The following is a 15100-nucleotide window of genomic DNA, read 5'->3' as shown; positions in this document are numbered from 1 at the left end:
GTCCCGGATTGCATCCGGGCTACGCCGCTGTCCCTCATCCAAGTCCTCTCCCGGTCGTAGGATGGGTTGGGCGCAGCGATACCCATGCCGGCGCCGTGATGGGTTACGCCGCTGCGCGGCTAACCCATCCTACGCAGGAGATCAGAACCAGGCGTCGCGCATGCCCAGACAGGTGTCGTCGCGGGCTTCGAGCAGGCTCAGTTCGTGGTGGCAGCTCGGCACTTCCCAGGTCAGGAAGTAGCGCGCCGCCTGCAGCTTGCCGCGGTAGAAGTCGGCGTCGGCGGCGTTGCCCTCGCCTTTATTGATGAGTGCCAAGCCTTGCTCGGCGCGGATCGCCTGTTCCAGCCAGCGCCAGCCGATCACCGTATGGCCGAACACCTTGAGGTACAGCGCCGAGTTGGCCAGGCCCTGGTTGACCTGGCCGGCCATCAAGTCGCCGAGCAGCGCCAGGGTCACCGCCGACAGCCGTGCCAGCAGCTGCTCCAGCGGCTGACGCAGGGCGTCGAGCGCCGGGAAGCCTGCGGCGCGCTGGCAGGCGGTGTGGATCAGCCTGGTCAGCTGCTTGAGGCCGGCGCCGCCGTTCTGCGCCAGCTTGCGGCCGAGCAGGTCGAGCGACTGGATGCCGTGGGTGCCCTCGTGGATCGGGTTGAGGCGGTTGTCGCGGTAGTACTGCTCGACCGGGTATTCGCGGGTGTAGCCGTGGCCGCCGAGGATCTGGATCGCCAGCTCGTTGGCCTTGAGGCAGAACTCCGAAGGCCAGGACTTGACGATTGGGGTGAGCAGATCGAGCAGTTCGTGGGCCTGCTGGCGCTCGTCCTCGGTCGCCAGGGTCTCGCAGTCGTCGACCAGGCGCGCGGCGTACAGGCCGAGGTCGAAAGCGCCCTCGACGTAGGCCTTCTGGGTCAGCAGCATGCGCCGCACGTCGGTGTGCTGGATGATCGCCACCTGCGCCGCGGTCGGGTCCTTGCCGTCCGGCAGGCGGCCCTGTGGGCGCTGGCGGGCGTACTCCAGCGAGTACAGGTAGCCGGCGTAGCCGAGCATGATGGCGCCCATGCCGACGCCGATGCGCGCCTCGTTCATCATCTGGAACATGTAGGCCAGGCCCTGGTGCGGCTTGCCCACCAGATAGCCGACGCACTCGCCGTTGTCGCCGAAGTTCAGTGCGGTGGAGGTGGTGCCGCGCCAGCCCATCTTGTGGAACAGGCCGGCGAGCAGCACGTCGTTGCGCTTGCCCAGGCTGCCGTCGGCGTTGACCAGGAATTTCGGCACGATGAACAGCGAGATGCCCTTCACCCCGGCCGGTGCGTCCGGCAGCTTGGCCAGCACCATGTGCACGATGTTCTCGGAGAGCGGGTGATCGCCGCCGGAGATGAAGATCTTGTTGCCCTTGATCCGGTAGCTACCGTCTGCTGCGGGTTCCGCGCGGGTGCGGATATCCGCCAGCGAGGAGCCGGCGTGCGGCTCGGTCAGCGCCATGGTGCCGAAGAAGCGGCCGTCGATCATCGGCTGCAGGAAGCGGCGCTTCTGCTCGTCGTCGCCGAAGGTCTCGATCAGGTGGCTGGCGCCCATGGTCAGCATCGGATAGGACGAGGTGGCGATGTTGGCCGCCTGGAAATGCGCGAAGCAGGCGCGCGACAGCAGGCTGGGTAGCTGCATGCCGCCGGCCTCGAAGCTGCGCGAGGCGTTCTGGAAGCCGGCCTCGATGAAGGCGTCGACCGCCGGTTTGACTTCCGGGATCAGCACCGCGCTGCCATCCGCGTACTGCGGCTCGTGCTCGTCGCTCTTGCGGTTGTGCGGGGCGAACAGCTCCTCGGCGATGCTGCGCGCGGTGCCGAGCGCGGCGTCGAAGGTCTCGCGGCTGTGCTCGGCGAAGCGCGGGCGCTGGGTCAGGGCTTCGGCGTCCAGCACTTCGTAGAGTTCGAAGGCCAGGTTGCGGGAGCTGAGCAGGGTCTCGGACATGGACAGTACCTCGAATGGGAACCGCTGCAGTCTAGGTCGGTGAATGAAGGCCGCCTAGCACCATCGATTAGCGTGATAAAGGCGTAAAACTTGCCTCGCCCTGAGCGCGTAGGATGGGTCGAGGCGCGCAGCGCCGATACCCATCGTCGCTTGTCGATGGGTATCGCTACGCTCAACCCATCCTACGGAGGCGGGCATTCCGCGGTGCTAGAATGCGCGCCTCGCCAGGAGCCCGTCATGAACTACCGCCACGCCTTCCACGCCGGCAACCACGCCGATGTCTTCAAGCACCTGACCCTGTCGCGGCTGATCGCCCTGCTGTCGCGCAAGGACACGCCGTTCGCCTACCTCGACAGCCATGCCGGCGTCGGCCTGTACGACCTCAAGGGCGATCAGGCCAGCCGCACCGACGAATTCCGCGAGGGAATCGGACGTCTGTGGCAGGCCGAAACGCCGGCGCTGGCCGGCGACTACCTGCGCGTGGTGCGCGAGCTGAACCCGGATGGCCAGTTGCGCTACTACCCCGGCTCGCCGGAGTTGGCGCGCCAGCTGACCCGCGAGCAGGATCGCCTGCATCTGAACGAGAAGCACCCGGAAGACGGCCGCCTGCTCAAGGACAACATGCAGGGCGACCGCCGCGTGGCCGTGCACCTGGGCGAGGGCTGGCACATTCCGCGCGCGCTGCTGCCGGTGGCGGAGAAGCGCGGCCTGCTGCTGATCGATCCGCCGTTCGAGCAGGGCGACGAACTGCAGCGCTGCGTGCAGGCGCTGCAGGAAACCATCGGCCGTATGCGCCAAACCGTGGCGGTGATCTGGTACCCGATCAAGGAGCTGCGCCAACTGCGCCAGTTCTATAGTGGCCTGGAGCAGAGCGGCGCGCCCAAGCTGCTGCGCGCCGAGCTGTATGTGCATGCGACCGACGAGGCGCAGCGTCTGAACGGCTCCGGCCTGGTCATCGCCAATCCGCCCTGGGGCCTGGAAGACGAATTGCGCCAGCTGCTGCCCTGGCTGGCCGAGACCCTGGCGCAGAGCCAGGGGGGCTGGCGGCTGGATTGGTTGATCGAAGAGTGAAAAAAGCCCCGGTCGATGCCGGGCTTTTTTATGGATCTGGGCTCAGGCGTAGGGTGGATGGCGCTCTATCCATCCACCATTCGGTGGAAAACGCTTCGCGGTTTTCCACCCTACACCTTCGGCGTGCGACAGCCTTCGATCAGGCCGGCAAACACACCCCGGTACTGCCCAGGCCGCAGTAGCCGCCGGGGTTCTTCGCCAGGTACTGCTGGTGGTAGGCCTCGGCATAGTAGAACGGCGGCGCGTCGGCGATCTCGGTGGTGATAGCGCCGTACTTGGCCTTGTCCAGCTGGCCCTGGAACAGGCTGCGGCTGACTTCGGCGGCCGCCAGTTGGGCCGGGCCGTGGCAGTAGATCGCCGAGCGGTACTGGGTGCCGATGTCGTTGCCCTGGCGCATGCCCTGGGTCGGGTCGTGGGCTTCCCAGAATAGCTTGAGCAGCTGCGCGTAGCTGATCCGGCTCGGATCGAACACCACCAGCACCACTTCGGTATGGCCGGTCAGCCCGGAGCAGGTCTCGTCATAAGTTGGGTTCGGCGTCTGGCCGCCGGCATAACCCACAGCCGTGGTCCACACCCCCGGCTGTTGCCAGAAGCGCCACTCGGCGCCCCAGAAACAGCCGAGGCCGAACACCGCCTGTTCCAGGCCTTCGGGGAATGGCCCCTGCAGCGGGTTGCCGTTGACATAGTGGCGGCTCGGCACCGGCATCGGCGTGGCGCGCCCCGGCAGGGCTTGTTCGCTGCTGGGCAGGTCGCGTTTGTGGACGAGGATGTTGGAGCGCAGAACCATGAGCAGATTTCCTCTGTTTAGACGCTGAAGCAGTCTAGAGCCTATCCCCGGCAACGGCCGGGGCTGGCGGATAAGTGGCGACGGCACGACTACTTAGAGCGCCCTGCGCGGGGAAAATTTCACGCGGGTGCGTCGAGCGGCTGCGCTTAGAGCCTGTTTCGGATCTCGCGAGCTAGAGTGAGACAAGGCAAAAACAGCCGAGGAAGCGGAGTTTACGAGTTGTAAATGAGCATTCCGAGGGTGTTTTTAACGCAGTATCACCGACGCGCAGCAGATCCGAGACAGGTTCTTAGCTCGCGCCGGGGCGGCACGGATAGCGGCGCAGGCTGTCGCGCAGCTCCTGGCTGGGGATCGGCTGGTCGAACAGGAAACCCTGGCCGACGTCGCACTTGTGGCGACGCAGGAAGGCCAGCTGCGCCGCGCTCTCGATGCCCTCGGCGACCACCTTGAGCTTGAGGTTGTGGGCCATGGCGATCACCGCCGAGGTGATTTCCATGTCGTCCTGGTTGTCCGGAATGTCCTTGATGAAGCTGCGATCGATCTTGATCACGTCGATGGGGAATTTCTTCAGGTAGCTGAGCGACGAGTAGCCGGTGCCGAAGTCGTCCATCGCCAGCGACAGGCCGAGGCTCTTCAGGCGGCTGAGCTGGTGGCGGGTGTCGTCGGTGGCCTCCAGCAGCAGGCTCTCGGTCAGTTCCAGTTCTAGCAGGTGGGCGCCCAGCTGTTCCTCGTGGAGGATCGCCGCCAGCGAGCCGACCAGATCGGGATCGGAGAACTGCTTGGGCGACAGGTTGATCGCCACCTGCAGGTCGCCGAGACCGAGGGCGCTGAGCTGCTTGCTCATCCGGCAGGCCTGGCGCGCCACCCATTTGCCGATCGGGATGATCAGCCCGGTGTCCTCGGCGACGCCGATGAAGTGATCGGGGGCAATCATGCCCTTGTCCGGATGGTTCCAGCGCAGCAGCGCTTCCATGCCGCGCAGCTGACCGGTGCGCAGGCACAGCTTGGGCTGGTAGAAGACTTCCAGCTCGTTCTGGGTCAGCGCCTGGCGCAGGTTGTTCTCGACGAACAGCTTGTAGTTGGCCTCGGCGTTCAGCGCCTCGGTGAAGGTCTGGGTCTGGTGCTTGCCGTTGGCCTTGGCCTTGTGCAGGGCCAGACCGGCGTGCTTCATCAGGGTCTGCGGGTCCTGGCCGTGTTCGGGCGCGCAGGCCAGGCCGACCGAGCCGGTGACGCTGATCAGCTGGTTGTCGACGAACAGCGGCTTGTCCAGGGTGTGCAGGATTTGCCCGGCGAGCGCCTGGGCGCCGGCCGGTTCGCTGTCGTCGAGCAGCACGGCGAACTCGTTGCTGGCGAAGCGCGCCAGGCTGGCATTGGCGTCGAGGCTGTTGCGCAGGCGCTTGGCCAGGCTGACCAGCAGCTTGTCGCCGGTCTGGTGGCCGAGGCTGTCGTTGATCCGCTTGAAGTTGTCGATGTCCACCAGCAGCAGGCTGAACGGCCTGTCGCTGCCGCGGGCGAAGCGCTGTTCCAGGCTGCGGATGAAGGCCGGGCGGTTGCCCAGGCGGGTCAGGTTGTCGGTGTAGGCCAGACGCTCGATGCGTTGCCGGGCCAGCTTGTTCTCGGTGATGTCTTCGTAGATGCCGATGTAGTGGGTCAGCTCGCCCAGCTCGTCATACACCTTGGAGATCGATAGCTGGCCCCAGTACGGATCGAGGTTTTTGCGCCGGCTGCGGAACTCGCCCTGCCAGCTGTTGTGCTCGGCCAGGCCGGACTGAGCATCGAAGAGGATGTCGCTGAGGTTCGCCAGCGCCGACAGTTCGGACAGCCGGCGCCCCTGGACTTCCTCGGCGCCGTAGAGGGTGATCGCGGTGAAGCTCGGGTTGACGTATTCGACCAGGCCGTCGCGGTCGATCAGCATGAAGGCGCTGGCGCTTTGCTCGACCGCGCGCTGGAACAGGTGCTGGGCGCTGTCGGCGCTGGCTGGCTGCGCCTGGGTGGCGACCGCCAGTGGCGGCGCGTCGGCGGGCAGCAGGTAACCGCGCAGCAACTGGCGGCCATGCTGCTTGAACGGCTCGCCGAGCTCCAGCAGGTGCAGGCTGCCATTGGGCGTATGCAGGCTGTAGCGCACCAGGTAGTGCGGGCCTTGAGCGAGTTGCTGCTGAATGCTGTCGTGCAGCTGATAGCGCGCCTCCGGCTCCATCAGGCTGGCATAGGGCGAGCCGATCAGACCGCAGAGTTCCGGGGCGCCGAGGCCGAATTGGCGCTCGCAGGCGGAATCGAGGAAAAGCAGAGCCCAACTCGCCTCATTGAGGCGCTCGAAGCGCAACATGCCCAGCCGCGACGGGACTGGCAGTTGCGTCACAACCTCGGTCGTCGCTCGGCTGACGACATCGGTATGGCTCTTCATCGGGTGGTGGGCATCCAGGCTGCTGGCCAAACTCGGGTTTCGGCCTACTTCTGAGCATTTCCCAAGGGTGCATCATGTCATTGCGACATACAAGGAAACTCAGCGTTTTCGCCTGCGAGCAGCTCAACGCCGCGGTTTGGCGGCTGGCGGGCCGCTCCGGCAGGCAAAAAAAACCCCGCCAATGGCGGGGTTGAGGAACGAGCGTGGCGTGCTCGATTGGGAAAGTTACAACAGTTAAAACAGTTACAGCAGCAGGGTGCGGATATCCGCCAGCACTTCGCCGAGGCGCTTGGTGAAGCGCGCGGCGGCGGCGCCGTTGATCACCCGGTGGTCGTAGGACAGCGACAGCGGCAGCATCAGCTTGGGCTGGAAGGCCTTGCCGTCCCAGACCGGCTGGATGGTTGCCTTGCTGACGCCGAGGATCGCCACTTCCGGCGCGTTGACGATCGGCGTGAAGCCGCTGCCGCCAATGTGGCCGAGGCTGGAGATGGTGAAGCAGGCACCCTGCATGGCGTCGGCCGAGAGCTTCTTGGTGCGTGCCTTCTCCGCCAGTTCGGCGGCCTCAAAGGCCAGCTGCAGCAGGCTCTTTTGGTCGACGTCGCGGATCACCGGCACCAGCAGGCCGTCCGGGGTGTCCACGGCGAAGCCGAGGTGCACGTACTTCTTGCGGATCAGCGCCTTGCCCGACGGCGCCAGCGAACTGTTGAAGTCCGGCAGCTCCTTGAGCAGGTGCGCGCAGGCCTTGAGCAGCAGCGGCAGCACGGTCAGCTTGACCCCGGCCTTTTCGGCCACGGCCTTCTGCGCCACGCGGAAGGCTTCCAGCTCGGTGATGTCGGCCGAGTCGAACTGGGTCACGTGCGGCACGTTGAGCCAGCTGCGGTGCAGGTTGGCGGCGCCGACCTGCATCAGGCGGGTCATCGGCACTTCTTCGATTTCGCCGAACTTGCTGAAATCGACCGCCGGGATCGGCGGAATGCCGGCCCCGCCGCTGACGCCAGCCGGCGCTTCCTTGGCCTTCTGCATCATCGCCTTGACGTGCGCCTGCACGTCTTCCTTGAGGACGCGGCCCTTCGGCCCGGAGCCGGCTACCGCGCTCAGCTCGACGCCGAACTCGCGGGCCAGCAGGCGCACGGCCGGGCCGGCGTGGACCTTGGCGCCGCTGGAGCGTGCCGGCACGCCGGAACTGCCTTCGGCGGCGGCCGACAGCGAGGCGATGGCGCTGACCTCGGCGGCCGCCACCGGATGGGCGCCGGCCGGTACGCGGTGCAGCGGCTGGCTTTCCGGAGCCGGTGCCGCCGGGGTCGGTGCAGCTGCCGGAGCGACGCCCGCAACGCGCAGTTTGAGGATCAGGTCGCCGGTGCCGACTTCGGCATCCAGCTTGACCACCAGGCTCTCGACCACGCCGGCGGCCGGCGAGGGGATCTCCATGCTGGCCTTGTCCGACTCCAGGGTCAGCAGGCTCTGGTCGGCCTCGATGCGGTCGCCGGGCTTGACGAACAGCTCGATGACCTTGGCCTTGCCGGCCGAACCGATGTCCGGCACATGGATGTCCTGCACGGTTTCGCTGGTCGCGGCGGCCGGAGCGGCCGGCTCGGCAGCCACGGGGGCGGCGGCAGGCGCCGGTGCGGGCGCTGCAGCCGGCGCTGGGGCGGCAGCGGGCGCAGCGGCGGCGCCTTCGACCTCCAGCTCCAGCAGCTCGTCGCCTTCCTTCAGGCGGTCGCCGAGCTTGACCTTCAGGCTCTTGATCACCCCGGCCTTGGGCGCCGGGATTTCCATGCTGGCCTTGTCCGACTCCAGGGTCAGCAGGCTCTGGTCGGCCTCGATACGGTCGCCGACCTTGACGAACAACTCGATGACTTCACCCTCACCGCTGCCGATGTCGGGTACGCGAATCAATTCACTCATCGTTCCGCTCCTCAGCAGTCCAGGGGGTTGGCTTTTTCCGGGTCGATGCCGAACTTGGCGATGGCCTCGGCCACCACTTTCGGTTCGATCTCGCCACGGTCGGCCAGGGCTTCGAGGGCGGCCAGCACCACCCAGTAACGGTCCACTTCGAAGAAGTGGCGCAGCTTCTTGCGGGTGTCACTGCGACCGAAGCCGTCGGTGCCGAGGACCTTGTATTCCTTGCTCGGCACCCACTGGCGAATCTGCTCGGCGAACAGCTTCATGTAGTCGGTGGAGGCGATCACCGGGCCCATGCGCCCGGACAGGCACTGCTCGACGTAGCACTGCTGCGGTTTGTGCTCCGGATGCAGGCGGTTGTGGCGCTCGACGGCCAGGCCTTCGCGGCGCAATTCGTTGAAGCTGGTGACGCTCCACACATCGGCGCCGATGTTGTAGTCGTCGCGGAGGATCTTCGCTGCCTCGCGCACCTCGCGCAGGATGGTGCCGGAGCCGAGCAGTTGCACATGCAGGGCGGCGGCGCGCTTGTCTTCCTCGAGCAGGTACATGCCCTTGATGATGCCGGCCTCGACGCCTGCCGGCATGGCCGGCTGCTGGTAGGACTCGTTCATCACGGTGATGTAATAGAAGATGTTGTGCTGCAACTCGGTCATCTGGCGCATGCCTTCGCGGATGATCACCGCCAGCTCATAGCCATAGGTCGGGTCGTAGGTGCGGCAGTTGGGGATGGTGCTGGCGAGGATGTGGCTATGCCCGTCCTCGTGCTGCAGGCCTTCGCCGTTGAGCGTGGTGCGCCCGGCGGTGCCGCCGATCAGGAAGCCGCGCGCACGGCTGTCGCCGGCCGCCCAGGCGAGGTCGCCGATGCGCTGCAGACCGAACATCGAATAGAACACGTAGAACGGCAGCATCGGCTGGTTGTGCGTGCTGTAGGAGGTGGCGGCGGCGATGAACGAGCTCATGGCGCCGGCTTCGTTGATGCCTTCCTCGAGGATCTGACCCTTCTTGTCCTCGCGGTAGAACATCACCTGGTCCTTGTCCACCGGCTCGTACAGCTGGCCGACCGAGGAATAGATGCCGAGCTGGCGGAACATGCCTTCCATGCCGAAGGTGCGCGCCTCGTCGGGGATGATCGGCACGATGCGCTGGCCGAGCTCCTGGTCCTTGACCAGCTGCGCGAGGATGCGCACGAAGGCCATGGTGGTGGAGATTTCGCGGTCGCCGGAGCCGTCGAGGATGGCCTTCAGGGTTTCCAGCGGCGGGGTCGGGATGCTGAAACTGTTGGCGCGGCGCTGCGGCACGAAGCCGCCAAGTGCGTTGCGGCGTTCGGCCAGGTACTTGGCTTCGGCGCTGCCCGGGGCCGGCCGATAGAACGGCAGCTTCTCCAGGTCCTCGTCGTTGACCGGGATGTCGAAGCGGTCGCGGAATTTCTTCAGGCTGTCGACGTCGACCTTCTTGACGTTGTGCGCGATGTTCTTCGCTTCGCCGCTGCCGGTGCCGTAGCCCTTGATGGTCTTGGCCAGGATCACGGTCGGCTTGCCTTCGCTGGTCACCGCCTGATGGTAGGCCGCATAGACCTTGTAGGGGTCGTGGCCGCCGCGGTTGAGCTTCCAGATCTCGTCGTCGGACAGGTCCTTGACCATCTCCTTGAGTTCCGGCGAGTTGAAGAAGTTTTCGCGCACGTAGGCGCCGTCTTTGGCCTTGTAGTTCTGGTATTCGCCGTCGACCACTTCATCCATGCGCTTCTGCAGCAGGCCGTCTTTGTCCTTGGCGAACAGCGGGTCCCAGAAGCGCCCCCAGACCACCTTCTGTACGCTCCACTCGGCGCCGCGGAACACGCCTTCGAGTTCCTGGATGATCTTGCCGTTGCCGCGCACCGGGCCGTCCAGACGCTGCAGGTTGCAGTTGATCACGAAGATCAGGTTGTCGAGCTTCTCGCGGCCGGCCAGGGAGATGGCGCCGAGCGATTCCGGCTCGTCGCACTCGCCGTCGCCGAGGAAGCACCAGACCTTCTGCTTGCCGGCGGGGATGAAACCGCGGCTTTCCAAGTACTTCATGAAGCGCGCCTGGTAGATCGCCTGGATCGGGCCGAGGCCCATGGACACGGTGGGGAACTGCCAGAAGTCCGGCATCAGCCAGGGGTGCGGGTAGGACGACAGGCCCCTGCCATCGACTTCCTGACGGAAGTTGTTCATCTGCTCTTCGCTGATGCGCCCTTCCATGAAGGCGCGGGCGTAGATGCCGGGGGAGGCATGACCCTGGAAGAAGATCAGGTCGCCGCCGTGTTCGTCGGTCGGGGCCTGGAAGAAGTAGTTGAAGCCGATGTCGTAGAGGGTCGCCGAGGACGCGAAGCTGGAAATGTGTCCGCCCAGATCCGGATCATGCAGGTTGGTACGCATCACCATGGCCAGGGCGTTCCAGCGTGCCAGCGAACGGATGCGGCGTTCCATGAACAGGTCGCCGGGCATCCGCGCTTCGTGGGTCACCGGGATGGTGTTGCGGTACGGCGTGGTGATCGCATAGGGCAGCTGGGTGCCACTGCGGGTGGCCAGCTCACCCATGCGGGTCAGCAGGTAATGCGCGCGGTCTTCACCCTCGTGTTCGAGGACGGACTCCAATGAGTCCAGCCATTCCTGGGTTTCGACGGGATCGAGGTCTTGCATGGCTTGCTCCAGGGCGGAAAGGCTTCCAGAATCGGTAGCCGAGGTTCGCGGCCGGCCTTATGGGCGGGGCGCGTGAATTCTTGGATGACCGGGGGTAACACCGGTGCGTGTAGTTTTACTACAAACCGACGACCATTTCAGCCCTTTGGATACAATCTTTAGTAGTAAAACTACAATTTCCGCGCGGCAAACTGGCTGAAATCCCAGGTGAATGCCTGTAGAGGCCAGGCGCTGCGCGGGCTGCAGGCTCTTTTGCAGCCTGTCGGCTGAAGTCTGTAGCCCCGAAAAAGGATAGACCATGAGCCTGCCGCCGCTTGCCGACCTGCCCAACTCCCTTCAGCCGTTCGCCGCTCGCGCCGAGCAGGCCCTGCACGCCGCCCTGGCGGATCTTCCGGCCGCGGCCGAGCGTTTGGCGGCCTGGCCACAGGCGCGCCACGAGGCTTTCGTCCGCGTCTGTGCGGCCAGCGATTTCGTCAGCGAACAGGCCAGTCGTGCCGCCGAAACTTTCCTCGAGCTGGCCGACTCCGGCGAACTGGAGCGCGCGCTGCAGTCGGGCGAGTTGCGCGCCCAGCTGGTCGCCGCGCTGGCCGACTGTGACGACGAGGCCGAGCTGGGCCGGCGTCTGCGCCGTTATCGCAATCGCCAGCAGCTGCGCATCATCTGGCGCGATATCAGCCGCCAGGCCGATCTGCGCGAGACCTGCTGGGACCTCTCCGAGCTAGCCGACGCCTGTGTCGATCAGGCCTATCAGTGGCTGTACCTGCGCCATTGCCAGCAGTTCGGCACGCCGATCGGTCGCCGCAGCGGACAGCCGCAGCAGCTGGTGATCCTCGGCATGGGCAAGCTCGGCGCCCATGAGCTGAACCTGTCCTCGGACATCGACCTGATCTTCGGTTATCCCGAGGGCGGCGAGACCGAGGGGGTCAAGCGCGCGCTGGACAATCAGGAGTTCTTCACCCGTCTCGGCCAGCGCCTGATCAAGGCGCTGGATGCCCTCACCGCCGATGGCTTCGTCTTCCGCGTCGACATGCGCCTGCGTCCCTACGGTTCGGCCGGCGCCCTGGTGCTCAGCTTCAACGCCCTGGAGCAGTACTACCAGGACCAGGGCCGCGACTGGGAACGCTACGCGATGATCAAGGCGCGGGTGGTCGGCGGCGATCAGCAGGCCGGCGCGCACCTTCTGGAGATGCTGCGGCCGTTCGTCTACCGCCGCTATCTGGACTTCTCCGCCATCGAGGCGCTGCGCGCGATGAAGCAGCTGATCCAGCAGGAAGTGCGGCGCAAGGGCATGGCCGACAACATCAAGCTCGGTTCCGGTGGCATCCGCGAGGTGGAGTTCATCGCCCAGGCGTTCCAGCTGATCCACGGCGGCCGCGACCTCAGCCTGCAGCAGCGACCGCTGCTGAAGGTGCTGAACACCCTCGAGGGCCAGGGCTACCTGCCGCCGGCGGTGATTGCCGAGCTGCGCGACGGCTATGAATTCCTCCGCTACACCGAGCACGCCCTGCAGGCCATAGGCGACCGGCAGACGCAGATGCTGCCGGACAACGACAGCGACTGCGCGCGGGTGGCCTGCATCATGGGCTTCGACAACTGGCCGGCGTTCCACGCCCAGTTGATGTACTGGCGCGGTCGGGTCGACTGGCACTTCCGCCAAGTGATCGCCGATCCCGATGAGGACGAGCACGCCGCCGGCACGCCCTGCATCGGCGGCGAGTGGCTGCCGCTGTGGGAAGAGGCGCTGGACGAGGAGGCTGCCAGCCGCCAGCTGGCCGATGCCGGCTTCGCCGAGCCGGAGGTCGCCTGGCGGCGGCTGTCCGACCTGCGCAGCGGCCCGCAGGTGCGCGCCATCCAGCGCCTCGGTCGCGAGCGCCTGGACGCCTTCGTGCCGCGCCTGCTGGCGCAGGCGGTGGAGCATGACAAGCCCGATCTGGTGCTCGAGCGCGTGCTGCCGCTGGTGGAAGCGGTGGCGCGCCGTTCGGCCTACCTGGTGCTGCTGACCGAGAACCCCGGCGCTCTGCAGCGGCTGATCACCCTGTGCGCCGCCAGCCCGTGGATCGCCGAGCAGATCACCCGCTTCCCGCTGCTGCTCGACGAGCTGCTCAACGAGGGCCGGCTGTTCAAACCGCCGCTGGCGCCGGAGCTGGCCGCCGAGCTGCGCGAGCGGCTGACGCGCATCCCCGAGGACGACCTCGAGCAGCAGATGGAGGCGCTGCGCCACTTCAAGCTGGCCCATCGCCTGCGCGTGGCTGCCTCGGAAATCGCCGGCACCCTGCCGCTGATGAAGGTCAGTGACTACCTGACCTGGCTGGCCGAGGCGATCCTCGATCAGGTGCTGGCGCTGGCCTGGAGGCAGAGCGTGGCCAAGTACGGCACGCCCAAGCGCGGCGACGGCAGCCTGTGCGACCCGGACTTCATCATCGTCGGCTATGGCAAGGTCGGCGGCCTGGAGCTCGGCCACGGGTCGGATCTGGATCTGGTGTTTATCCACGACGGCGACCCGCAGGCCGAGACTGACGGCGCCAAGCCGATCGACGGCGCGCAGTTCTTCACCCGTCTGGGCCAGCGCATCATCCACCTGCTGACCACCCAGACCACCTCCGGCCAGCTCTATGAAGTCGACATGCGCCTGCGCCCATCCGGCGCCAGCGGCCTGCTGGTCAGCTCGCTCGGAGCCTTCGAGCGCTACCAGCAGAGCGAGGCCTGGACCTGGGAGCATCAGGCGCTGATCCGCGCCCGCGTGCTGGTCGGCAGCGCCGGCGTCGGCGCAGCCTTCGAGCGGGTGCGCGCGGCGGTGCTCGCGCAGCCGCGGGATCTGCCCAAGCTGCGCGGCGAGGTCGGCGAGATGCGCGCGAAGATGCGCGACAACCTCGGCAGCCCGTCAACCGGCGCCGGCACCGCGGCGCATGCCTTCGAAGCCAGTGCACCGTTCGACCTGAAGCAGGACGCCGGCGGTATCGTCGATATCGAATTTATGGTGCAATACGCGACCCTGGCCTGGTCGCAGCAGCACCCGCAGCTGCTGCGCTGGACCGACAACATCCGCATTCTGGATGAGCTGGAAGCGGTCGGATTGTTACCGGGCGCGGATGCCCGTCTGCTGCAGGAGGTCTACAAGGCCTATCGCGCGGCGGCCCACCGTCTGGCGCTGCAGAAGCAGCCGGGGGTGGTCGGTGGCGATCAGTTCCATGCCGAACGCCGCGCGGTGATGCGCATCTGGCATGAGCTGGGCTTGAGCTGAGCGCCGCACAAGAATTGACCGGCTGGGTTGGCCCATTGTGGCGCAGCCCGTCGGCGGCAGCGGGCAGAGCCGCCCGCCGCCGTAGTGGAATAGATAAACGAGTCGAACACTTGAGGAGCTGGCAAAGATGTCGATGGCCGATCGTGATGGCGTGATCTGGTATGACGGCGAACTGGTGCAGTGGCGCGACGCGACCACCCATGTGCTGACCCACACCCTGCACTACGGCATGGGCGTGTTCGAGGGCGTGCGCGCCTACAACACCCCGCAGGGCACGGCGATCTTCCGCCTGCAGGCGCACACCGATCGCCTGTTCGATTCGGCGCACATCATGAACATGCAGATCCCGTTCACCAAGGACGAGGTCAACGAGGCCTGCCGCGCCGCGGTACGCGAGAACAAGCTGCAGAGCGCCTACATCCGCCCGATGGCGTTCTACGGCTCCGAAGGCATGGGCCTGCGCGCCACCGGCCTGAAAGTGCACCTGATCGTCGCGGCCTGGGACTGGGGCGCGTACATGGGCGAGGAGGCCTTGCAGCAAGGCATCAAGGTGCGCACCAGCTCCTTCACCCGCCACCACGTCAACATCTCGATGACTCGCGCCAAGTCCAACGGCGCCTACATCAACTCGATGCTGGCCCTGCAGGAAGCCATCTCCGGCGGTGCCGACGAGGCGATGATGCTCGACCCGGAAGGCTATGTGGCCGAGGGTTCCGGCGAGAATATCTTCATCATCAAGGACGGCGTGCTGTACACCCCCGAGGTGACCGCCTGCCTCAACGGCATCACCCGCGCCAGCGTGCTGCGCCTGGCCGAAGAGCTGGGTATCAAGCTGGTGGAAAAACGCATCACCCGTGACGAGGTGTACATCGCCGACGAGGCCTTCTTCACCGGCACCGCCGCCGAAGTCACGCCGATCCGCGAAGTCGACGGCCGGGCGATCGGCCTCGGTCGCCGCGGCCCGGTCACCGAGAAGCTGCAGAAGGCCTACTTCGACCTGGTGACCGGCAAGACCAGCGTTCACCCCGAATGGCGTACCCTGGTCAAATAAGGAGCGGCCGGGCCGACGTTGAAAA

The 15100-nt window shown here is 66.2% G+C and carries 8 protein-coding genes; 3 read left to right on the top strand and 5 right to left on the bottom strand.

Going from position 1 to position 15100, the window contains the following annotated elements:
* Nucleotides 1-141 precede the first annotated feature (141 nt).
* Complete coding sequence (locus D3880_RS20290; RefSeq protein WP_119895223.1) at nucleotides 142-1959, bottom strand: acyl-CoA dehydrogenase; 1818 nt, start codon at nucleotides 1957-1959, stop codon at nucleotides 142-144.
* A 237-nt stretch (nucleotides 1960-2196) separates the two neighbouring features.
* Here D3880_RS20290 and D3880_RS20285 point away from each other — a divergent pair, with 237 nt between their 5' ends.
* Complete coding sequence (locus tag D3880_RS20285) at nucleotides 2197-3030, top strand: 23S rRNA (adenine(2030)-N(6))-methyltransferase RlmJ (protein ID WP_119895222.1); 834 nt, start codon at nucleotides 2197-2199, stop codon at nucleotides 3028-3030.
* 139 nt (nucleotides 3031-3169) lie between these two features.
* Here the strand turns inward: D3880_RS20285 and msrA are convergent, their stop codons facing one another.
* The 4 genes from msrA to aceE form a co-directional block, all read right to left on the bottom strand.
* Nucleotides 3170-3817 carry a peptide-methionine (S)-S-oxide reductase MsrA gene (gene msrA / locus D3880_RS20280; protein ID WP_119895221.1) on the bottom strand — a complete coding sequence of 216 codons (648 nt, stop codon included), beginning with the start codon at nucleotides 3815-3817 and terminating at the stop codon, nucleotides 3170-3172.
* Nucleotides 3818-4106: 289 nt separating this feature from the next.
* On the bottom strand, nucleotides 4107-6221 hold the full coding sequence (locus D3880_RS20275) for a putative bifunctional diguanylate cyclase/phosphodiesterase (protein WP_119895794.1): 2115 nt from the start codon (nucleotides 6219-6221) through the stop codon (nucleotides 4107-4109).
* A 243-nt stretch (nucleotides 6222-6464) separates the two neighbouring features.
* Nucleotides 6465-8126, bottom strand: coding sequence for a dihydrolipoyllysine-residue acetyltransferase (gene aceF, locus D3880_RS20270; protein ID WP_119895220.1), 1662 nt, complete (start codon nucleotides 8124-8126; stop codon nucleotides 6465-6467).
* Nucleotides 8127-8137: 11 nt separating this feature from the next.
* Complete coding sequence (gene aceE, locus D3880_RS20265; RefSeq protein WP_119895219.1) at nucleotides 8138-10783, bottom strand: pyruvate dehydrogenase (acetyl-transferring), homodimeric type; 2646 nt, start codon at nucleotides 10781-10783, stop codon at nucleotides 8138-8140.
* A gap of 298 nt (nucleotides 10784-11081) precedes the next feature.
* Between aceE and glnE the strand changes: the two genes are divergently transcribed.
* Both glnE and ilvE read left to right on the top strand, forming a co-directional pair.
* Entirely contained in the window at nucleotides 11082-14024 is a 2943-nt protein-coding gene (glnE, locus tag D3880_RS20260; RefSeq protein WP_119895218.1) for a bifunctional [glutamate--ammonia ligase]-adenylyl-L-tyrosine phosphorylase/[glutamate--ammonia-ligase] adenylyltransferase, read from the top strand.
* A gap of 127 nt (nucleotides 14025-14151) precedes the next feature.
* Complete coding sequence (ilvE, locus tag D3880_RS20255; RefSeq protein ID WP_119895217.1) at nucleotides 14152-15075, top strand: branched-chain-amino-acid transaminase; 924 nt, start codon at nucleotides 14152-14154, stop codon at nucleotides 15073-15075.
* Nucleotides 15076-15100 lie beyond the last annotated feature (25 nt).

This window comes from Pseudomonas cavernae, assembly GCF_003595175.1.
Lineage (GTDB): Bacteria > Pseudomonadota > Gammaproteobacteria > Pseudomonadales > Pseudomonadaceae > Aquipseudomonas > Aquipseudomonas cavernae.
This window is presented reverse-complemented; position numbering and strand designations above follow the sequence as displayed.

Bases quoted from the DNA above. Each gene is read 5' to 3' on its own strand.
- D3880_RS20290 (WP_119895223.1), bottom strand. From the start codon at position 1,959: ATGTCCGAGACCCTGCTCAGCTCCCGCAACCTGGCCTTCGAACTCTAC.
- D3880_RS20285 (WP_119895222.1), top strand. From the start codon at position 2,197: ATGAACTACCGCCACGCCTTCCACGCCGGCAACCACGCCGATGTCTTC.
- msrA (WP_119895221.1), bottom strand. From the start codon at position 3,817: ATGGTTCTGCGCTCCAACATCCTCGTCCACAAACGCGACCTGCCCAGC.
- D3880_RS20275 (WP_119895794.1), bottom strand. From the start codon at position 6,221: ATGAAGAGCCATACCGATGTCGTCAGCCGAGCGACGACCGAGGTTGTG.
- aceF (WP_119895220.1), bottom strand. From the start codon at position 8,126: ATGAGTGAATTGATTCGCGTACCCGACATCGGCAGCGGTGAGGGTGAA.
- aceE (WP_119895219.1), bottom strand. From the start codon at position 10,783: ATGCAAGACCTCGATCCCGTCGAAACCCAGGAATGGCTGGACTCATTG.
- glnE (WP_119895218.1), top strand. From the start codon at position 11,082: ATGAGCCTGCCGCCGCTTGCCGACCTGCCCAACTCCCTTCAGCCGTTC.
- ilvE (WP_119895217.1), top strand. From the start codon at position 14,152: ATGTCGATGGCCGATCGTGATGGCGTGATCTGGTATGACGGCGAACTG.